Raw genomic sequence first — 20,068 nt, forward strand, 5'->3', positions numbered from 1 at the left:
CGGGCCGCGGCTGTCCACGTCCGCGCGCGACGGTGTGCTGGAAACGACGACGCCGGAGCGACCTGATGGTCACTCCGGCGCCGACTTCACATCAGGCTGCGTGAACGCTGATTAGCGGTACGTCGCCATCAGGCTGTCCGCCCGCGTGACCTGGCCCGCGGTGAACGAGTTCATGCAGTTGTCGTCGGTGTAGTCCATGAAGTTGTAGATGGGGTCCACGCCGCCGCCGGAGCAGGTGTCGCGGCCGGCCGGGCAACCGAAGGCCGCGGAGGCCTCGGGCGCGGTGTCGCTCACGCTGTCACCCGTGCCAGTGCAGCCGCCCTGGAACGTGTGGTACAGGCCCACCCAGTGACCAACCTCGTGGGTCACCGTGTCGCCCTCGTTGTACGGGGCCGCGGTGCCGCCCGGCACGCTGGTGTACAGGAACGCCACGCCGTCCATGCTCGGCTGCGACGCGTAGCTGGAGGGGAAGGTCGCCCAACCCAGCAGGCCGCCACCCAGGTTCGCGGAGTAGAGGTTCAGCGCGTTCTTGCCGCCCTTGCGCAGCGCCGCCTTCATCTTCTTCTCAGCGGCGCCGCCCTGGCTCAGGTTGAACCAGGTGGAGTTGGTGGTGCGGTCCGTGCCCTGGAGCACGAACTTGAACGGGGTGGTGCTGTACGCCGCGTTCAGCACGTTCATCTGCGCGGTGATCTGGGAGTCGGGGATGTCGCCGTTGGCCAGGCCCGTGCCCTTGTTGATGACGTGGAAGTAGACCGGGATGGTCACCGAGCCCACCGCGCGCATCTCGTGCTTCTGGGTGCGCACGAACGCGTCGATGGCCTCGCGCTCATCGGCCGACGGCTCGATGGTGGCGCAGCCACGGTGCGGGGTCTCCTGCTGCGTCGCGGCAGGCTGCTCCGCCGGCTTCTCCTCCGCGGGGGCCGCGTTGTTACAGCCCGCCAGCGCCGTCAGGGCACCGACAACCATCGCGAAACGACCACTGCGACGCGCAACGATACCAAACATTTCCCGACTCCTCGGAAAAGGGGGAGTACGGAAATACCCTTACGTGAATTATCTGTCAACTCCACATTAGTTGGTCTTGTCGCGAATCGCGATTTAGGTCTTCCGACGCTCCAATGATTTACGGATTTGGCGTGACTTCGGTCGGAGCCTGGGCCTCGCCCTCGGTCGTGGGGGAGGCCGGGCTTGCGCCCAGGGTGTTCGTGGGCGGAGTGGGGACGGGCTTCTCGCGGGGCTTGCCGACCTGATCGAGGCTCTCGCGGTTGTCGAGCGAGAAGCGGACCAGCGCCCGGAGGATGCGGTTGCGCTTCACGTTGCCGAGCACCTCGCGGATGTCCTCGTAGATGGTCGGGTCGGAGATGAGACCGCCGACGGTGCCCTCGCCCTTGGCCACCGTGGCGGTCACCTTGCGCAGGTCCGCGGCGGCCCCGCCCAGGTTGGCGAAGAGGTCGCGGGCGTCCCCGTAGATGAGCTGATGCACGGCGCCGTTGGGGCTCTTCTTCGCGTCCTCCAGCAGGCCCGCGAGCTGTCCGGCCGCCTCGCCCAGCTCGTGCAGCGCGGTGGTGCCCTCGCTGCCGTAGATGAGCTGATGCGCGGTGCCATCGCCGCGATGCACCTCGGCGAGGATGGCCTCCACGTGGCCCACCGCGCCGTCCAGCCGCTCCGCCGCGCTCGCGGTGCGAGCCAGCAGGGCGCGCACTTCACGCCCCGAGGCCTTGTCGAAGATGAGCGCGTGCAGCGCGCCGTCGCCCTTCTCCACCTCTTCCAGCACGACGCGCAGGGAGGCCACGCTGCGCGCCAGGTCCCGGCCCATGTCGGGGTTCGAGTAGGCGGCGACCGCTTCCTTCAGCGACTCGCTGATGGCCACGGAGTTCTCCATCACCCGGCTCGCGCTGCGCATGAGCGAGGACAGGTCCCCGCCCTCGGTGGTCTGGAGCACGCCGCCGGGCTGCACCTGCGGCGATTGCGCCGTGCCCATGGAGATGTCCACGGCCTTGTCCCCCAGCACGCCCATGCTGGTGAGGCGCACCACCGAGTCTCCGCGCACGCGCTCGGCGTATCGCGAGGACACCTCCAGCTCCACCTCCAGCCGGGCGTCTCGGATGTCCGGCGCGAAGTTGACCGCCGTGACGTGGCCCACTTCCAGACCGCCGAGCCACACCGGCGACTTGTCGCTCAGGCCATCCACGTGGGTGAAGAAGGCGCGGTAGCGCACCTTGCTCTGGAAGAGGTGCGATTCCTGGCCGATGAAGAACACCACGACACCGGCCACCGCCAGACCCATGGCGACGAACAGCCCCGCGCGCAGGGCCAGCCGGCGTTCCTTCGTCGTGACGGAGGTGAAGAGACTCATGGCATTCCTCGGGCGCCCAGCTCCAGGCGGCGCGCGTCCAGGAAGGCCCGAACCTCCGGCACGGTGGAGCGCCGCATCTCATCCGGCGTCCCCACCGCCACGATGTGGCGATTGGCCAGCATGGCCATCCGGTCCCCCACCGAGAAGGCACTCACCATGTCGTGCGTGACGACGATGGAGGTGCAGCCCAGCCGGGCCTTCATGGAGTTGATCATCTCGTTGATGGTCTGCGTGGTGACGGGGTCCAGGCCCGTGGTGGGCTCGTCCCAGAGGATGACTTCCGGATCCGTGGCGATGGCCCGCGCCAACCCCACGCGCTTCTTCATGCCGCCAGAGAGGTCCGCCGGCATCATCGCCTCGATGCCCGGCAGGTCCACCAGCTCCAGCTTCTCCGCGACGCGGCGGCGCAGCTCCTCGCGGGACAGCTCCGGGAAGTGCTCACGCAGCGGATAGGCCACGTTCTCTCCCACGCTGAGCGAGTCGAACAGCGCCGCGCCCTGGAACACCATGGCCACGTGGCGGCGCACCTGGATGAACTGCTCCTCGGTGAAGTTCGTGACGTCGTGCCCCTCGAAGAGGATGCGGCCCGCGTCCGGGCGCATGAGCCCGATGAGGCACTTGAGCAGCACGCTCTTGCCCACGCCCGAGCCGCCCATCACCACCATCGTCTCCCCGGCGCGCACGTCCAGGTTCACGTCGTCGTAGATGTGCTTGGCGCCAAACGCCTTCACCAGGTTCTCGAAGCGGATGAGCCCCTCGCCCGGCGTGGGCCGGCGGAACTCGAAGGTGGAGGGCGCGTAGCGGCGGGCAGGAGGCATGGCGCGTCAGAAGAAGAGCGTCAGCTTGGTGATGAAGAAGTCCGCCAGACACACCGCGACGGAGGTGATGGCCACCGTCTGCGTGGTGGCGCCGCCCACGCCTTCCGTTCCGCCCTGCACCGTCAGCCCCTTGAAGCACCCCACCAGCCCGATGATGAGGCCGAACACCGCGCCCTTCACGACGCCGGAGATGAAGTCGTTCATCAGCACCGAGTCCAGCGCGCCCTGGAAGAAGAGCTCCAGGGTGATGCCGTACTGCAGCCGCACCACCAGCCCGCCCGCGCACAGGCCCACCACGTCCGCGAACACCGTGAGCACGGGCATCACCAGCAGGCACGCTTGCACGCGCGGCACCACCAGCTTGCGCAGCGGATCCGCGCCCAAGGCGCGAATGGCGTCCACCTGCTCCGTCACCGACATGGCGCCCAGCTCCGCCGCCATGCCGGAGCCGATGCGCGCGCCCACCGTGAGCGCGGTCAGCACCGGCGCCAGTTCGCGGAACAAGGTGAGCACGACCACGCGCCCCACCGTGTACTGCACGCCGAAGCGCGCCAGGAAGTAACCAAACTGCAGCGAGATGACGAGGCCCGCGAACGTCGCGGTGAGCAGCGCGATGGGCAGCGAGCGAACGCCCAGCGACTCCGTATGGTAGACGAGCGCGCTCCAGCTGTACGGCGGGCGCACGGCGCGGCTGAACACCTGCCCCGTCATGCGCGTCAGCTCGCCCAAGGACTCCAGGCTCGCCCGCGCGCGCATGCCCAGCGGCAACCGCGACGCGAGCGAAACTGCGCCAGCCTCGACCTCCGAGTTCATCGCTGGGGCTCCGTGTGGAAGCCCGCGAGCAATGCGTCGAAGTCCGCCATGCGCGCCTCGGCCTGTCCCGGGGGCGCCACGTAGGTGAAGTCGAAGACGCAGCCGTCCTTCTTCAACACCACCAACTCCAACTCCACCGGCACGCCGTCCAGCTTCGCCTCGTAGCGGCTGCGCAAAGCCTCACGCCCGTCCAGCGGAATGGTGCGCTGCGCGAGTTCCTGCCGCTCGGTGAAGCCCATCAGCAGGTGGCGCGTGAGCACGGGCAAGGGCGGGTCATCGTGGCCCTTGCAGGTGGAGTTCACCGACAATACCCGGCCCGTCTCCGCGCGCTCCGCGAAGGCCAGGTCATTGTCATTGAAATAGACCCGCTGCCAATCCTTGGACACCTCGCCCACGCGATAGCGAACGTCTGACTTCTGCAACACGGAGTCCTCGAAGCTCACGTGCCGACAGCCCGTGAGCGAGGCGAGCAGCACGAGCATCCCCAGCGTCCGCGACATGGCACCGTTCTTCGGCAGTCCCGAGTCTCCCGGCCCGACGTCGGAGTCATGGTGCAGCGGCGGCGCAACCGCAAGGAATTCGTGCGCACAAACGTCCACTTCCCCGCCGAGCCCACACGACCTGCGCCCGTCTCCTTCCTCGCCTTACCTCGCGGGAGTGCGCTGCATTCCCACGCGCGCGCCGCGCCGCTCTCCCGCTGCGTCCCCGGTCGGTCACGTTGAGTGGCGGCGCACAGGGAGTCCCGCGCCAGGGATGAACTCCCCATGTTCGTGCCAGGGCGTGGACTCGTGACGCGAGGTGGCGCGCGGCGTCCTGTCAGCGACGCCTGGCTTCGACGGGCGGCGCCCTGTCAGCGACGCCTGGCTTCGACGGGCGGCGCCCTGTCAGCGACGCCTGGCTTCGAAAGGAGGCACATCATGGATGGCGGACTCGCGGTGTTCGGCTTCGGGTTGTTCCTGCTGTCGATCGCCAACCTGTATGCGCGCAGCGCGTTCTGGCTCGCGTGGTCCACGCTGGCGCTGGCACTCATCGCGATGGGCATGGCCTTCAGCGAGTCGAAGCGGCTGCGTGAGTGGTCGCTGGGTATCGCCGTGGCGCTCGGCGTGCTGACCCTGGTGGCGCTGGTGAGCGGGACCGCGTGGTGGCTGACCCTGGCGACGTTCTTGTTCGCCGCGGCCTTCGGCATCCTGTGGGCGGAGTACCGCTTCGCCTACTTCGAGCACGTCTCGCCCACGGAGGCACACGCCTCGGAGCGGCGCTTCCACGTGCACTGGCCCTGGCACCGGCGGCACACCGCCTGAGCGTCAGGGGGGCGTGGCCTCGAGGCCCTCGCGCACCTGGCCCGTGCTCACGGAGAGCCAGAGGGTGTCCTGCGCCGCGGCGGCGTGCACCAGCGACGCATCCGTCGTGGTGAGGAACACCTGCGCGCCACTCTTCGCCAGGTAGTTCATGAGGTACGCGTTGCGCTCGGGGTCCAGCTCGCTCGACACATCGTCGAGCAGGAGCAGCGGCAGGAAGCCCGTGGCGCCCTCCAGGTTTTCGATCTCCGCGATCTTCCACCCGAGCACCAGGGCGCGCTGTTGTCCCTGGCTCGCGTAGGCGCGCGCGCTGCGACCGCCGAGCGTCACCGTGACATCGTCCGCGTGCGGCCCCACCGACGTGAAGCCTCGCTCCAGGTCCCGGCGGATGCGCGCGGTCAGGGCCTCGCGCAGCGCACTGGCGAGCGCGGCCTCGTCCGCTTGGGAGAAGTCTCCGCTCAGGTGCGCCGGGTGATAGCCATACACGGCGGGATCCACGGTGCGACCAATCGACGCGAACGTGGCCTGGGCGCGGGGCGCCAGCTCGGCCATCAGGGCCCGGCGCCTCGCGTAGATGCGCGCGCCAGCCTTCGCGAGTGTCTCGTCGTAGGCCTCCAGGTAGGCGGCCTCCACGGACGGTCCTTCGCGCAGCAGGCGGTTGCGGTTCTTGAGCGCGCGCGCGTACTCGCGGCTCTCGCGGAGGAAGGCGGGGAAGCGGTTGAACACCGCGCGGTCCAGGAACGTGCGCCGCGCCTCCGGCCCGCCCTTGATGACCTCCAGGTCATCCGGCGTGAAGGCCACCACGGACACGCCGCCGAAGTAGTCCTCCAGGCTCGCGGCCTTCTTGCCGTCCACGAAGGCCTGGCGCGTGCCACCGCCGACCTCCACGGAGATCTCCCGCTCGGCGCCCTTGAGGAGGAAGCGGCCCGTCACCCGAGCGTTGGACGCGCCCCACCGCACCAACTCCGACAGCCGTCCCGCGCGCAGGGGCTTGAGGGTGGCCAGAAAGTAGAGCGCCTCCAGCAGGTTCGTCTTGCCCTGCCCGTTCTGACCCACGGCGATGGTCGCGTGGGTGCTGGGGAGGAGCTGCACCTGAGAGAGGTTGCGGAAGTCTTGAAGCTGAAGCCCGAGGAGACGCAAGCCGGCCCACCCTACTGCGATTCGATGCGACAGATGCGCTCGCGTGACAACCCCCGCGCGCGGACCCAGTCCTCCAGTGCGGCGTCCAGGCGCGCGGCCGACGACGCGTCGAACCGCGTGGTGTCCTCCAGTCGCCATCCCCGCGGCACGTTGCCGGAGTATCCGTTCACGGTGGGCACGCCCGACTCCATCGCGGCCCAGATGGCGTCCACCTGATACCGCCAGAACGGCCAGTCCCCGGACGTCGGGGTGTAGATGAAGCTGTCGCAGCCGGAGGGGATGCGCGCGGCGAGCGCTCGAATCGCCGCACGGGAAGCGAAGCGATCGAACGTCGGGCCCGTCAGGCCCTGCTCCAGCAGACAGAGCGCCCCGAGCCCCACCGCCAGCGCCACGCGCCCCGCCTCCCACTGACGCTGAAGGAACAGCGCGAGCCCCACGGATGCGGGCACGAGCAGCCACAACCCCATGCGCGCCACCGCGCGGATCGCCGAGGCGCCGGGCACGACGTGGAAGATGAGCTCCCACGGCATGATGCCGCCCGCGTAGCGCGTGGAAAGCAGGATCGTCACCACGGTGACGAGCATCAGCAAGCGGATCCCTGGGCGGCTGCGTGCCTTCCACAGCCCCACCGCGGCCACTCCCGTGGTGATGAGCCCCAAGCCGAGCCGCTGCTCCCAGGGAACAGGGAGCCGCTGAAAGCGCACGAAGGGGTTGGTCCAGCCATACAGCCAGCTGTCCTGGCCCAGATAGAACCAGCTCCAGAAGCGAGGAATCATCGACTGGGCTTCGGAGAAGTCACGCAGGCCGACCTCGCGAATGACCTGTCGCGAGTGGAGGACCAGCGGCGCGAGCACGGCGAGGCCCACGACGCCGAAGAGCACGAGCGCGGGCGCATGCGTGCGAAGCGCGGACAGCAAGCGGGGGCGCAGGTCGCGCAGACAGAGCGCGACGATGGCCGAGAGGAGCAGGAAGAAGAACAGGAACCAGCCCCAGTAGAAGCCCGCATAGAGCTGCGCCACGCCGGATCCGACGAGCAGGGCGGCCCACGGAATGCCCTGCCGGCGACTCATCTCCGGGCGAAGCAGCGCGAGCACGGCCGCGATGGCCAGGAGGGGATAGAACTGGGCGATGAGCTGAGGATGGTTGGCTTGGTTGATGCGTGACGCGCCGATGGTGAAGAGGATGGCGCCCATCACGGAGGGCCCCAGGCGCAGGCCCAAGGGTCGAGCGAGGCACCACGCCGCGACCAGGAAGTTGAGGGACGCCATGGTCAGACACCACGCTTGCCAGGCGAGGTCTTCATCCAGGCCCACCGCGCGCCAGACCCAATAAGCGGGAGCCACGCCGAGCAACACGTCCGAGTACGCGGCGGCATTGGGCGCCGGGTGGAACATGTTCGGGTCCCAGAAGCTGGCGTCGGCGGGGGCACCGGTGACATGCCGCCAGCCGTGTTCGAGGACGTAGTGGTTGAAGCGGACGTCGCCCTCGTCGCCTTGCATGAGCCGCAGCCCGGAGAAGATGACCGGGTGCTGTGAGACCAGGAGCGCCACTGCCCAACCAGCGACGACGAGCAAGGCGCGACGGGTGTGGGACGAGGAGGACAGGCTCATGACAGCCGGACCGTTAACACAAGGCGGCCCTCACGGTCCCGGGCTACGACAAGCCCTCAAGGACTTCCCGCATCCCCTCTAAGACGAGGGTTCGGCGCGACAATTGGGGCAACGCTCTCGCCCGGGACAAGCAATTCGGTGCTGCCATCAGACATCGCAGGTCCCGCGTCGGGCGACACCGTGCCCCCATCGCCATGGGTCCCCGCGAACCAGGTCGCATCGTCCTCATCGAGGCCATCCACGATCCGTCGGAGAATGCGGCCATCCGTTCCGATGGCGTACTTCGCACCCGAGTCCATCGCCGGGAACCGGCGCCCGCACGCCGCCAGATTCTCCTCGATGAAAATGAAGATGACGTCCCCTTTGCGGATGACCCGGTATGTCTGGGCCTCCATCCGATTCGCGCACGATGCGGCGCGAGTGCCGGGAGGGAACAGGTCGTTCGCCGCGATGACCATGGCACGCAGGACATCTCCGTCGAGCGCATAGGACACACCGGGCTTCCCACGGAGATGGCCTCAGCCTCCGACTCCACAGGAAAGACCACGAACCTGTCATTCACCACGGCCGCGGACAGTGGCTCTGGACGTCGCGCGCAAGCGCTCACACTCGCCATGAGCATGAGGAACAGTCCCCCCAGAGAGCGCGACACGGGTCTATTGGGGCTCAAGGCGATAGGGCCTCTCGTTGATCCAAGTCACGATACCGTGCACATCCAGCTTCCACTGCCCCTGTTGCCGTATCCAAAGCATCATCTCGCGCGTAGCGGGAACGCACTGGTAGAACCCATCGCACGTCGGCGCCGCAGGGTCTTGCGATTTTGAGAAGAACGCGATGATGGAAAGGCGAACCTTTCCATTTCGCGTCTTCACCTCCCAATCATGAACGCCTGCCATGGCCTCGATGAACCGAAGGTCGTTCGCGGAAAGTCGTGTGCCGAATGGATGATTGTGCAACGCGAAGATGTGTTTGAGCCGATCTGCCGAGTACCGCGGGTCATCCACAAACGGAGGGAGCGCACAACTGCGCATTCCGCTGACGAAGTCCCCCGGACCTGACTGGTCCGCCAACATGCTCATCTCATAGAGTTCGCTGGGCGTGTAATACAACCAAGCGCAATACTCTGTCGCTGCACGCCGAGCCACGTCGGGCGATGAGTCTTGTAGATGAACGACCGTAGCGTTCGGCTTCGACAAGATGAGCGGGCATGCTGCATCGAGAGCAGCCGCATAAGACTCGAATGGCCCGAAGTTCTTCATGGGCCCGGAATATGCGCTCCATCTGAATTGGGTCCTGGACGCCAAACTCCCTCAATGGCGGTGGGAGCTGAGCAGCCAAACCCTACCGCCAACAATGCACCCAGGAGGCACAGTCGGGCGACGACACGACATCGTGGATTCACGCCATTGCCAGTAGCACACGGCACCATTGGAACCCCAGGCTGTCCCGGCTATCGCTTCGCCGTGCCCAGTCGGTACACGTAGCCTGTGTGGGTGAAGAGGTAGAGCGTCTCCGTGCCGCTCGGGTCCTTCACTACGTCGATGCTGGCTCCGGTCAGTCCATCCGCGGGCAGACCGGCCGGTGCGTCCAGCGCCTTCCAGCGCAGCAACCCCTGCTTCCCGTCCGAGCGCTTCGAGACCTCCGTCGCCGCGTAGAGCCGATGCTCCGTCAACGCCACCGGCCACCCCGCCAGCGATGCATACCCCACCACCCGCTCTCCCTCCTGCAACGGCTCCGTCAGCGGCAGTCCCGCCGGCAGGCGCAAGACCAATCCATCTCGCAATCCCACGCGCCCATAGCTGACTCCCACTCCGTCCAGACTCCACACCGCCACCGGCTCGCCCGTGCCCAGGGGCAGCGGCGTCAGCGCCCACTTGCCGTCGGCAGCTTGCGTGAACTCGAACAGGCTGCGTCCCGTGGCCAACCACCCGCGCACGCGCGGCGACGCGGTCCCCGTGAAGCTCACCGTCCTATCTCTCGCGAGCGAGCGCACCGGGAAGCCTGGCTCCGGCGTCAACCGTGGCAACAACCCGGGCAACTGCTTGGGCTCCGCCCCCAACGCAGACAGGTCCTGCTCCAACACATACACCTGATCATTCGCGCTGATGACCAGCGAGGCCTTGCCGTTCTCCGACAGGCCCTGCCCCAAGAAAGGCCCCGTGGCCGGCTCTCCACTCGGCGCCAACAAGGGCGGCCCATACCCCACGCCCAACGTCCCCACCCCGGCCCCGTCCCGCTGCAAGCGCACCAGGTGCCCCGAGTCCTCCACCAACCAACCCGACACCCCTTCAATCAACGCCCCCAACCTGCGCGGCTCCGACGCGCCCAGGTCCGAGGGCGGCACCACGGACAAGCCCACTCGCGCTGGCTCGCTCAGGTCCGGGAGATCCAACGCGAAGTAATCCCGCGTCACCGTCAGCAGTCCCCCCGCGAACGGCGCGGCGCCCATCGGCACTCGGTCCAGATACAGCGGACGCAGCGTGGACAACGTGTGCCCACCCCAGAGCTGCCCGTGCGTTCCTCCCAGCCACGCGCCCGTGCCCGAGGTCGTATCCACCGCGCCCGGCCGCACGTCATGGCCCGCGCTCCCGTCCTGGCTCGCGACCTCGGAGAAGTCCACCGGCGCGTCCAATGACTGGCGCTTGCACGTGTCCAGCGGCGACACCACCGAGGACGCCACCACGCGAAACAAGCTCCGAGAGCCCTGCGACGACCGACACAACACCTCGACGCTCATCGTCCCCTCCGACACCGGAGAGAACGTGATCAGCTTCCCATCCGCGCACGGCGCGCAGTCATCCCAGGCGCGCTCGAACACGGGCCCCTGCGCCGTCCGACGCAGCCCCCACGTGCTCAGCACGTCTCGATTCCCCACCGGCCGCCGCACCGCCCACAGCGCGCCGCTCTCGCTGTGGCGCATCAGCCAGTCCTCGCGCGGCGGGCTCTCCGGCCCACCGCTCGAAATGGGGTCCTCCGGGTTCATCACCCGCCACGCGCCGGGGAGCCCTGTCGCGCTCGGCGGCGTGCGCCAGAAGAAGAACTCGGGCGTGACCACCACCGGCACCGTCACCGCGGGGTCCTCGCCTCCATCGCGACGCCCTGGCAGCGTCAACAGCGCCGACGACACCGGCCGCACGTCCATGTACCGCACCAGCCCCGCCGAGCCCGGACACGGCGGCAGCGGCGTGACGCCACACAACACCGGCCCCGCGTCCGCGCCCACATCCAGACTGCCCGGATACGCCTGATACGTGCCCGAGGACAGGTCCACCTCGCCTGCCGAGAAGCCCTTGCCCAACGCGGCCATCACCTCTCGGCCACCCGCGCCCGGAGAGACGCGCAGCGCACGCAGCCCCGTCACTCGGGTGTCCTCTGGACCGAACGTGAGCTGGCCCGCGCTCGCCTCCAGCGTCCCCATCCGCACGCTTCCTTGCGCCGTGAGCAGGGCCACGCGGTCCCCCGCGAACGCGACCGTGTCTCCCAGCTCCGCGTTGGAGAGAACCGACCGAGCCACGCGACCGTTGGTGACGAAGACACCGCCGTCCGTGTAGCCCACCAACACCTGCACACCGCGCGGGTCATACGCCACCACCCGAGCCTCACCGTCGAGCCGCTCCGGATACCGCCGCGCCACCGCGAAGCTCGGCGGCTCGCCCAGCGACACCGACTCGGCGCCGTCCTCCTGACAGCGACTGTCGATGCCACACCGCCACGCGGGAGGACACGCCGTATCCCGCGTCTCCACCGCCTGCGTGAAGTCACACGGATAGGGATTGCCCGCGTCCACCTTCAAGCCGCCCGAGCACGCCACCGCCACCGCGAGCGCGCCCACCGCCACGCCCAGCCCCACCAGTCCCCGCCCCGCGCTCATGGCAGCACCCCCGCCACGCCCAGGCCATTGTGCGAGGGCACCAGGGCCACGCGCGGCCCGCCCTCGGGCGGCGGCATGAAGTGCAGCCCCGCGCCCGCCAGCAACACCCCCACCGCCATCAGCCCCACCGCCAGCGTCTTGTCATTGCCCAGCTTGCGGTCCTGCTCGCGGTAGTACGACAGCGGGCGCAGGTTCTGTCCGTCGCACGAGGTGCCCTTGCCCGGACACAGCTCGTCATTGAGCACCTTCTGTCGCGACAGCGTGATGAGTCCATACACGCCACCGCCCAGCAGCACCGCGCCACCGCTCGTGAGGAGCGAGTAAGGCAAGAGCCGCGACGCGGGCGGCGGCAAGGGAGAGCCGCTCGCCTCCGCCACCACCCAGGGCACCAACTGCCGCAGCGTCTCCGGATCCTTCGCCAACCGCGTGCTGCGTCCCACCGGCAAGCTCTTCACCGTGTCGAGCACCTGGAGCGACAGCTCGTACACGGCCCCGAGCTTGGACAGCGAGCCCGTCATCACGTAGCGCGCGCCCAGCGTGCTGCCCAGGTCCGTGGCGCACGCGGACGGGTCTTCGTCACACGCGCCCAAGAGCTGGCGCTGCCGCTCGGTGCTCAGCACCGTCTGGATGTCCTTGCGCGAGAGGACCTGGAACAAGGCCCGCGCGTTGAGCGTCTGCACCACCGCGTCGGTGAGGGCCGCGGCCTGCGCGGGCTCGGTGCCCTGCGCCGTGAGGTCCGACACCACGAGCCTCGGCTTCTCACCGTCCTTCAAGGGGAGGATGGGCGCCGCGCTGCTCCCCGCGGGCATGCACACCAGGGGGCGCGTCACCTGCGCGGGACACTGAGCGCTGCCCTCGCCCGCAGCCACCGCGCTGAAGCCCCACAGCCCCACGAGAACCACCACGAACTTGCCCAAGGCCCCTCCCACTCAGGTGCTCCAGGAGCGGCCCTCTCCTGGCTTCGACACGGTGTGACGCGACGACAATGTAGCGGAGCGCCCCCGACCCGCGCGAGTCGACTGCTTACGGTCCACGTCCCCCGCGTCGCCATGCGTCCCGCGCCATCGAGCAGCGCTGCCAGTCACGCGGCGAGGCGCGCCATGTCACGAGCACGCGCAGGGCCACGTGTCTCATGGCTCAGACACGAGCGGCGATGCGTTGGATGTGACGCTCAGCCCGGGCGCAGGGCCGCTTGCCTCGCGGCCCTCGCCAGCGCGGGCAGGTCATCTCGCTCGGAGGATTCGGCCTCGGAGGAGACCGGCACTCGCGCGCGCTCCGGCGAGAACAGGCGCGCGGGTGTCCGCGACTGACCTCGCAGCCGGATGAACAGGCGCAGCTGCTCGCGCAGCTCCTCCACCTCGGGACCCTGTTCGTCCCGCGCGCGCCGCGCCGCCGCGTCCAGCCGAGCCCACGCTGCTTCTTCGTTCCACACACCCACGGGCCGCGCCCGAGACAGGGACGCGAGCGCCGCGGCGACTTCGTAGAGGCCCGCCCTTCCTTCCGTGAAGTCCTCACCGGAGGGCAGGCGCGCTTCGGAGGAGGACTCGCGCGCGGCCAGCCAGGACAGCAACGCGGGCACCTCGAACTCGCGCGGCACCACGGGCGAGAGCCACGCCTCCAACACGGCCTGCACCCGCGCGCGCGCCACATCGCACCAGAAGGCCGCGTGCAGCAGCAGCTCCGGACCGCTGCGGGCCACCCGCTGCGGCGCGCGCCGTGCCCGCTTCAAGAGAAAGTCCTTCACCCGACCGCTCACATCGAAGCGCGCCAGTCGCTCCCACAGCGCGGTCAGCGCGGCGTTCGCCAAGGGCAGCGCGCGGGCCAGCTCGTCGGCCTCGGCCGAGGTGAAGGGCAGCGCGCCCTCGGCGACGGGCCGCTTGAAGACGCGCTCGAACACCTCACCCGCGGCGCAGGCCGCGCGCAGCTCCGGCAGGTTGCGTGGCAACAGCTCCACGGCCCGCGCCCACTCGCGCCGACCCAGGAGCGGGCCCGCGTCCAGCACCACCGTCTCCAATCGCAGCAGCGCGCTCCCCAGCGCATCCGCGGGCGCCACGTCCGGCAGGCGCTTCAGCACCGCCTTGCGCACGGCCTCGCGCAGCCGCTCCACCTCTTCCATCAACTTCACGGGCGAGGAGCCGCGCGGCCAACCTTCCGCGGCGGCGCGGCGCTGGAGGGCCACGAGCGCGGCATCGACCTCGGGCTGCGCCGTGGCCACCTCGCGCAACAGCTCCACGTCCGCGCGCAGCCGGTCCTTCCAGAAGAAGGCCTCCAGCAAGCCCTTCAGCGCGCGGTAGCGCAGGCGCGTGGCCTCCAGGAGGTCCGCTCGGTCCTCCAGCCGCGCCCGCAGGTCCTCGGGATGGGTGGCCACGGGCGCATCATAGAGAAGCGCGCCAAGGCTCGCCCCAAACGACACCGGGCGCCTCCGTCGAGTGAACGGAGCGCGCCCGGAAGCTGAACCGCAGGGGACGGTGACGTCCGTCGGCTCACACCCGCATGGGCATGACCACCGCGGTGAAGCTGCGGTCGCCGGGGCCGTGGAGCACGCCCGGGCTGTGCTCGTCACCCAGCTCGAAGCTGACCTCGTCCGTGTCCGTGACGCCCAGCACGTCCATCAGGTAGCGCGCGTTGAAGCCCACCGTGATGTCCGAACCCCGGTACGCCAGCTCCAGCTCGTCCTTGGCCTCGCCCAGGTCCGGGTTGCTGGCGGTGATGATGAGCTTGTTCTGCGCCAGCCCGATGCGCACGGCGTTGCTCTTGTCCGCGGACAACAGCGCGATGCGCTTGAGGCTCTCCAGCAGGCGCGTCTTCGGCACGAGGACGACCTTCTCGCCCTCCTTGGGGATGACGCGCTGGTACTCGGGGAACTGGCCGTCGATGAGCCGCATCACCATGGTGAGGCCCGGCTTCTTGAACAGCGCCGAGTTCTCCGCGAAGCCCAGGTGACACTCGGCGTCGGGCGCCTCGTCCAGCAGGCGCTTGAGCTCCATCAAGCCCTTGCGCGGGATGATGACGCCACTCTTCAGCTTGAAGTCGCCGGGCAGCTCGCGCTCGATGAGCGACAGGCGGTGGCCGTCCGTGGACACCATGCGGACCTTGCCGTTGGTCTGCGGCTCGAAGAAGACGCCGTTGAGGATGTAGCGCGTCTCGTCGCTGGAGATGGCGAACTGCGTCTTCTTGATCATCTCCAGGAGGATGTTCCCGGAGATCTGCACCAGCGGAGCGCTCTCCTCCTTGGGGAGCTTCGGGTACTCCTCCGCCGCCATGCCGACAATCTTGAAGTGGGCCGAGCCGGAGCTGATGTCCACGTAGTTGTTCGCCAGCTTCTTCAGCGTCACCTGCGCATCCGGCAGGTTCTGGACGATGTCGAAGACGTACTTGGCGCTCAGCGTGACGGCGCCGGGCTTGGTGACCTCGGCGGGGTGCTCGGAGACGACACCGATGTCCAGGTCGAACGCCGTGACGGTGACGCCCCCCTTGTTCGCCGTGACGAGCACGTTGGCGAGGATGGGCATCGTCGTCTTGCGCTCCACGATTCCCTGGGCGCGATAGAGGGCCTTCTTCAGCTCGTCGGCGGCGATGCGGAATTCCATCGGGGGTCCTTAACGGGTCGCGGCCCACGGGGTCGCGAGGCGACGCCGGATGTAGCCCGCACGAGGGGGGGCGTCAATCAACGGCGCATGCCCTTCGCCCCTCGTCCCACGCTCGCGACGCCCCCCTCCCCCGCCCCGCCACACTGACTGGACGTTCAGCCCACACACCCAGGAAATACAGGGGGTTCCAGGGCGAGCCGACCCACGGAGGGCAGCCAAGGCCGCCGCGCGCGGACCTCCAGCGGCGGGCGCGGGAAGTCCCCCGGCGAACGGTGTGTCCATGCATCAGGGGTCCAGGCGCCTCGTGGGTTCCCCTCGTGGTTTCCCGAAGGAGGGCTCGGCCACTCCACGGGGGACTGGCCCCCGAGGCGGGGGCAGGTGAGACTGCCGCACTCTTTCCACCGGAGTTGCCATGACCGTCCGCACGATGCTGCTCTCCGCCGTCCTCGCGCTCGGCCTCGCCGCCGGGTGCAGCAAGCCGCCCTCGCCTTCCGCTCACCCCTCGAGCGAGCCGGGCGCAGAGGCCGTCCCCACCGAGGCGAAGCAGCCCGACACGAAGCAACCCGACACCGCGCCGGCGCCCAACGAGCCGGGCACGGCGCCCAGCGCAGGAGGTCCCGAGATGAAGAAGGGTGAGCCCGTGGTCTACATCATCAAGAACAGCGGCGTGCGGTGCATCACCACGCCGTGCCCCTACTACAACGCCTTCCGGGCGGATGATCCGAACGCGGACCCCATCCCCGTGCACGAGCTGGACCTGACCGCGGTGACGGGCGGGCAGCAGGAGCGCCAGGACTCGCTCGTGAACCAGACGACCGCGAAGGACGGCCTGCGCGTGGAGGCCACGCTGGACAAGCGCGAGCACGCGGGCCCCGCCGGCACCGCGACGGTGCTGCGCGCCAGCAAGCTCGTCGGCGGCTGATTCCGCCTCGCGCCGCGGCGGTGTGCAGCGAAGGCGCGGGAGCGAAGCACCGCTCCCGCGTCCGGCTCACAGCCGCAGGCCCACCTGGAACCCGGGCCAGTTCTGCAGCCGGGTGCTCAGGTCCCACTGGGTGTGCACGCGCATCGTGGTGATGGACTGGAAGTCCGGCGTCTCATCCCAGGTGGCGAACACGTTGTAGGTCGGCCCCGCGAACACCGCCAGCCGTGGCAGCACCTGGAAGCCCACCATCGCCCGGACCTGGCCCAGCAGAGGGACGCTGTCCTCGAAGGGCTTGCGCATGGGTGTGACCGCGTGGGCCGCCACGTCCACGTCCACCCAGAAGCGCTCGCTCACGGGGATGTGGCCGCCCAACCCAATGCCCAGGCTGAAGCGGTCGAGTCGATCATCCGGCCCCATGCCCGCGATGAGCGTCGTGTAGAGGTAGCGCCCGCCGAACTTCAGCCCCAGGTTGGTGAGCTGGATGTCGCTGGACCACACCTCCACGTGGAACTGGCCCTCGCGCTCGATGCTCAGCAGTCCGAGCGGCACGCCCGTCATCCGGTCGGAGAGGTTGATGAGGCCCACCTGCGTACCCGTCACGTGCGCGGCCACGTTGATCAACCCGAGCTGGATGCCCGTCACCTCGCTGGCCACGTTGAGCATCGCGACCTGCCCGCCCGTGACGTGCTCCGCGCGGTTGAGCCCCATCGCGGCCTGCACGCCCGTCAGGTCGGCCTTCGTCGAGTTGATGCCGAGGGCCCCTTGGAAGCCCTGCATCGAGCCCTTCACGTGGTTGAAGCCCAAGGCGGCCTGGAAGCCCCACGCGTCCCCGCCCACGTAGTTGAGGACCGAGGCACCCTGGAAGCCCTCGAAGTCCCGGCGCGCCACGTTGACGCCACCCGCGAGCTGCCCCACGACGCCGACGTCATCGCCCGCGTAGTTCACGCCGAACGTGCCCTGGAAGCCTCGCAGCCGCGCACCCGCCACGTTGGTGAACAGGGAGAGCTGCGCGCCGGCCATCTCGCCACTCGCCACATTGACGGCCCCGGCCAGCATCACGCCCTTGGACTCCGCGTCGTACCAGTTGCTCACCAGGCCGATCGCCAGCCCGCCACCGAGCGACGCGCCGCCATTCACCACCCCCAGCGCCAGCCGGTTCTCCACGGGCGCGCTGCCCACGGCCACCGCGTTGGTGCTCACCGAGGGCACCAGGCTCAGGTTGACGGGCAGGCGCACGCGAAGCCCCGCGCTCGCCAGCTCTCCCGCGGGGGCGGGCCCACCGCGCAGCGCGGTCAGCTCGCCCGGCACGCTCACGAAGTCCGCGGGCGCCAGCGGCGTGCGCGCGTTGTCGCGCAACACGAAGGCCGCCTCGGCCACCGTGCCTGACAGCTCCCGCCGCGCCGTGTAGCGCCCGGGCGCGAGCCCCAGCTCGGTGAGGCGACCGGGCGTCTTCTGCACCTCGACCACCAGCGTGCCCGCCGCGTCGCGCACGTACAGCCGGCCCTCCAGCGGCTCGGTGAGCACCAGCCCCGCGGACGTGGCCCGCAGGTCCGTCATCACCAGGTCGCCTGTGCCCGCCAGCTCGATGTCATACGCCGGATGCTGCGCGCCGCCCTGCGTGCGCTCGGTGCGCGCCAGCGTCTCGTGGAAGGCGAACTGGTACGCCTCCGTCAGCGTCACGCGGCCGTCGTGCGTGGCGTCCGCCGCGCCTCGCAGGCCAGACACCAGGTTGTGCGTGAAGTACGAGCCGCCCAGGCGATCCGACTCCTGCGACGCCTCGCTCTCGCTGGAGGACGTGAGGATGGCGTGGCCCTTCACCTGGTTGCCCACGTCCACCAGGAACGCCGGCCGCGCCACGCCGCCCTTGCGCCGCGCGAACGCGCCTGACGCGCACGAGTCCAGCACCGCGATGCGCACGTCCGCCGGCAACGCGTCCAACGCGCGGCGCAGCTCGCCGTAGTCCACGCGCTGGCCCTGCAGCAGCAGGCCCTCTTCGTCCGAGTGGCCGGAGTAGTACAGCAACACCTCCACGCGCAGCGCCCCGGAGTCCCGCGCGCCCTCGGCCAGCCGCCGCACGCGGTCAAAGCCCGCCAGCAGCCCCTGGCGATCCACATCCAGGAGCAGCACCCGGTCCGAGGCCGCCACGCCGCCCAGCTCGCCCAACACCTGCGCGAAGGCGCGCGCGTCCGTGGCCGCGTACTGCAACCGCGTGCGGCCCGGACCTCCGTCGTTCACCCCGACCAACAGCGCGAGCCGGCGCACCGGCTCCGCCTCGGCGGCCGCCGTTGCTGACCACAACGCCACCAGCAGGGCGAGTCCCCTCATTGCGTGGGCTTCTCCAAGAGGAAGGAAGTCTGCTCCAGGCCCTCGGGCAGCGCGAGCGCCCCCGTCCGCGCCTCTGGAGACGCGACCAGCGCGCGTGCCGCGGCCAACACTGGCTCCAGCTCGAACGGCTCCGCGGAGGTGATGAGGAAGAAGCGCTCGAAGCCCGGCGCGTCATCCAACTCATAGGCGCCCGACAGCGAGTGGCGCGCGGAGGGCTCCAGCACCGCGGACGTCTCGCCGCTCTCGGGCAGGTGCCGGGTGACGGCGCCGCGCCCATCCACCGACACGATGAGCCCATGTCCGCGGCCCGCCGCCACGTAGGCGAGCTGCACCACATCACCGGCGACGGCGTGGGCCCCGGTATCCAGGCGCTCGGGGGCGCCGGCGCCCTGCCGGTGCACGACGAGCTGCGGCGTCAGGCCCTTGATGCGGGTGGACTCGGGCACATCCCCCGACATCCCGCGGCCCGCTCCGGCGCCGTCCGGCAGGGCACCCGGCCGCACGAGGACGAACAGGGCCATGGCGGCCAGCACGGGCACCAGCCCGAGGACCGGCCCGAAGCGGAGCAAAGGGCGGGAGGTGTCCCGCCGCGCGGCCTCCACGCGGGCATTGCGCTCGGCCCGGGCCATCACCTCGCGGGCCACGGCCTCGGCGGGCAACTTCTCCAGGGTGGCGCGGTTGTCGGCCTCCAGGGCCGCCAGTCGCGCGGCGCCGTCCGGCTCACGGGCCAGGCGGTCCTTCGCGGCGGCCAGCTCGGCGGGGGGCAGGTCGCCCAGCGCGATTCGCTCCAGCAGCCAATCCGGGGTGCGTTGGGGGGACGTCATGCAGCCTCCAGCTCCAGCTCCTGCAACACGGCGGACAGCGCCCGCAGCCGCTTGCGCACGCCCGAGACGGACAAGCCCACCTCGCGCGCCGTTTCCTCCAACGTCATGCCATCCACCAGGTGGAGCACGGCGATGTCCCGACTGGACGCGGGGACCCGACCAAAGAGCCGGTCGAGCAGGCCCTTCGCGGCGGTCCGGGCCTCGGTGTCCTCGGCCGAGGCGATCCTCAGCACCAGCTCATCCTCACGGTCCTCGGGCCTGCGCTTGGCGCCGCGCAGGCGGTTGAGGCACACCCGGGTGGCAATCTGGTGCAGCAGGCTCGACGGCGCGGTGTCCTTCAGCGCCGACTGGTACCGCAAGAGCTGCACGAAGACGTCGTGCATCGCATCCACGGCCTTCTCCTCGTCCCGCAGGAGGAAACGGCAGCGCCGGAGCACCTGGGGGCCATAGCGGCGGTAGTAGGCCTCCACATCGAGTGACACCGGGCACGCCTCCTGTTCG

General features: G+C 69.7%; 17 protein-coding genes. 2 read left to right on the top strand and 15 right to left on the bottom strand.

Features of this window, described 5'->3' with window-relative positions; translation table 11 throughout:
• Positions 1 to 111: 111 nt before the first annotated feature.
• The 5 genes from JGU66_07110 to JGU66_07130 form a co-directional block, all read right to left on the bottom strand.
• Complete coding sequence (locus tag JGU66_07110; protein MBJ6760527.1) at positions 112 to 1,005, bottom strand: zinc metalloprotease; 894 nt, start codon at positions 1,003 to 1,005, stop codon at positions 112 to 114.
• A gap of 118 nt (positions 1,006 to 1,123) precedes the next feature.
• Positions 1,124 to 2,356 carry an MCE family protein gene (locus JGU66_07115; GenBank protein MBJ6760528.1) on the bottom strand — a complete coding sequence of 411 codons (1,233 nt, stop codon included), beginning with the start codon at positions 2,354 to 2,356 and terminating at the stop codon, positions 1,124 to 1,126.
• Positions 2,353 to 3,174 (bottom strand): ABC transporter ATP-binding protein, encoded by an 822-nt coding sequence (locus JGU66_07120; protein MBJ6760529.1) that lies wholly within the window; start codon positions 3,172 to 3,174, stop codon positions 2,353 to 2,355. Before JGU66_07120 ends, JGU66_07115 begins: the two co-directional genes overlap by 4 nt.
• 6 nt (positions 3,175 to 3,180) lie before the next feature.
• Positions 3,181 to 3,987: an ABC transporter permease gene (locus tag JGU66_07125; GenBank protein ID MBJ6760530.1), complete on the bottom strand. Its 807-nt coding sequence runs from the start codon at positions 3,985 to 3,987 to the stop codon at positions 3,181 to 3,183.
• Positions 3,984 to 4,487, bottom strand: a complete 504-nt coding sequence (locus tag JGU66_07130) for a hypothetical protein (protein ID MBJ6760531.1) — start codon at positions 4,485 to 4,487, stop codon at positions 3,984 to 3,986. Before JGU66_07130 ends, JGU66_07125 begins: the two co-directional genes overlap by 4 nt.
• A gap of 417 nt (positions 4,488 to 4,904) precedes the next feature.
• On the opposite strand from JGU66_07130, the gene JGU66_07135 reads away from it, so the two are divergent.
• Positions 4,905 to 5,288, top strand: coding sequence for a hypothetical protein (locus JGU66_07135; GenBank protein ID MBJ6760532.1), 384 nt, complete (start codon positions 4,905 to 4,907; stop codon positions 5,286 to 5,288).
• Between the two features lie 3 nt (positions 5,289 to 5,291).
• Here JGU66_07135 and JGU66_07140 read toward each other — a convergent pair whose 3' ends face one another.
• The 7 genes from JGU66_07140 to JGU66_07170 all read right to left on the bottom strand — a co-directional run bounded on the left by JGU66_07140 (position 5,292) and on the right by JGU66_07170 (position 15,496).
• Positions 5,292 to 6,425: a DNA replication/repair protein RecF gene (locus JGU66_07140; protein MBJ6760533.1), complete on the bottom strand. Its 1,134-nt coding sequence runs from the start codon at positions 6,423 to 6,425 to the stop codon at positions 5,292 to 5,294.
• Between the two features lie 11 nt (positions 6,426 to 6,436).
• On the bottom strand, positions 6,437 to 8,035 hold the full coding sequence (locus JGU66_07145; GenBank protein MBJ6760534.1) for a hypothetical protein: 1,599 nt from the start codon (positions 8,033 to 8,035) through the stop codon (positions 6,437 to 6,439).
• Positions 8,036 to 8,091: 56 nt separating this feature from the next.
• Positions 8,092 to 8,493: a hypothetical protein gene (locus JGU66_07150; protein ID MBJ6760535.1), complete on the bottom strand. Its 402-nt coding sequence runs from the start codon at positions 8,491 to 8,493 to the stop codon at positions 8,092 to 8,094.
• Positions 8,494 to 9,485: 992 nt separating this feature from the next.
• The gene (locus tag JGU66_07155; GenBank protein MBJ6760536.1) at positions 9,486 to 11,906 is read right to left on the bottom strand and encodes a hypothetical protein; all 2,421 of its coding nucleotides are present in this window, start codon (positions 11,904 to 11,906) and stop codon (positions 9,486 to 9,488) included.
• The gene (locus JGU66_07160; GenBank protein MBJ6760537.1) at positions 11,903 to 12,823 is read right to left on the bottom strand and encodes a hypothetical protein; all 921 of its coding nucleotides are present in this window, start codon (positions 12,821 to 12,823) and stop codon (positions 11,903 to 11,905) included. The genes JGU66_07155 and JGU66_07160 overlap by 4 nt, the downstream gene beginning before the upstream one ends.
• A 254-nt stretch (positions 12,824 to 13,077) precedes the next feature.
• Positions 13,078 to 14,274 (bottom strand): hypothetical protein, encoded by a 1,197-nt coding sequence (locus tag JGU66_07165; protein ID MBJ6760538.1) that lies wholly within the window; start codon positions 14,272 to 14,274, stop codon positions 13,078 to 13,080.
• A 115-nt stretch (positions 14,275 to 14,389) separates the two neighbouring features.
• On the bottom strand, positions 14,390 to 15,496 hold the full coding sequence (locus JGU66_07170; protein MBJ6760539.1) for a DNA polymerase III subunit beta: 1,107 nt from the start codon (positions 15,494 to 15,496) through the stop codon (positions 14,390 to 14,392).
• A gap of 412 nt (positions 15,497 to 15,908) precedes the next feature.
• Between JGU66_07170 and JGU66_07175 the strand changes: the two genes are divergently transcribed.
• The gene (locus JGU66_07175) at positions 15,909 to 16,418 is read left to right on the top strand and encodes a hypothetical protein (GenBank protein MBJ6760540.1); all 510 of its coding nucleotides are present in this window, start codon (positions 15,909 to 15,911) and stop codon (positions 16,416 to 16,418) included.
• 66 nt (positions 16,419 to 16,484) lie between these two features.
• Here JGU66_07175 and JGU66_07180 read toward each other — a convergent pair whose 3' ends face one another.
• Genes JGU66_07180 through JGU66_07190 form a run of 3 tightly spaced genes read right to left on the bottom strand, consistent with a single transcriptional unit; the run spans position 16,485 to position 20,049 of the window.
• Positions 16,485 to 18,743: a caspase family protein gene (locus JGU66_07180; GenBank protein ID MBJ6760541.1), complete on the bottom strand. Its 2,259-nt coding sequence runs from the start codon at positions 18,741 to 18,743 to the stop codon at positions 16,485 to 16,487.
• Complete coding sequence (locus JGU66_07185; GenBank protein MBJ6760542.1) at positions 18,740 to 19,567, bottom strand: ActD-like protein; 828 nt, start codon at positions 19,565 to 19,567, stop codon at positions 18,740 to 18,742. Before JGU66_07185 ends, JGU66_07180 begins: the two co-directional genes overlap by 4 nt.
• Entirely contained in the window at positions 19,564 to 20,049 is a 486-nt protein-coding gene (locus JGU66_07190; GenBank protein MBJ6760543.1) for a sigma-70 family RNA polymerase sigma factor, read from the bottom strand. Before JGU66_07190 ends, JGU66_07185 begins: the two co-directional genes overlap by 4 nt.
• Positions 20,050 to 20,068 lie beyond the last annotated feature (19 nt).

This window comes from Myxococcaceae bacterium JPH2 (assembly GCA_016458225.1).
In the GTDB taxonomy this organism is placed as follows: domain Bacteria; phylum Myxococcota; class Myxococcia; order Myxococcales; family Myxococcaceae; genus Citreicoccus.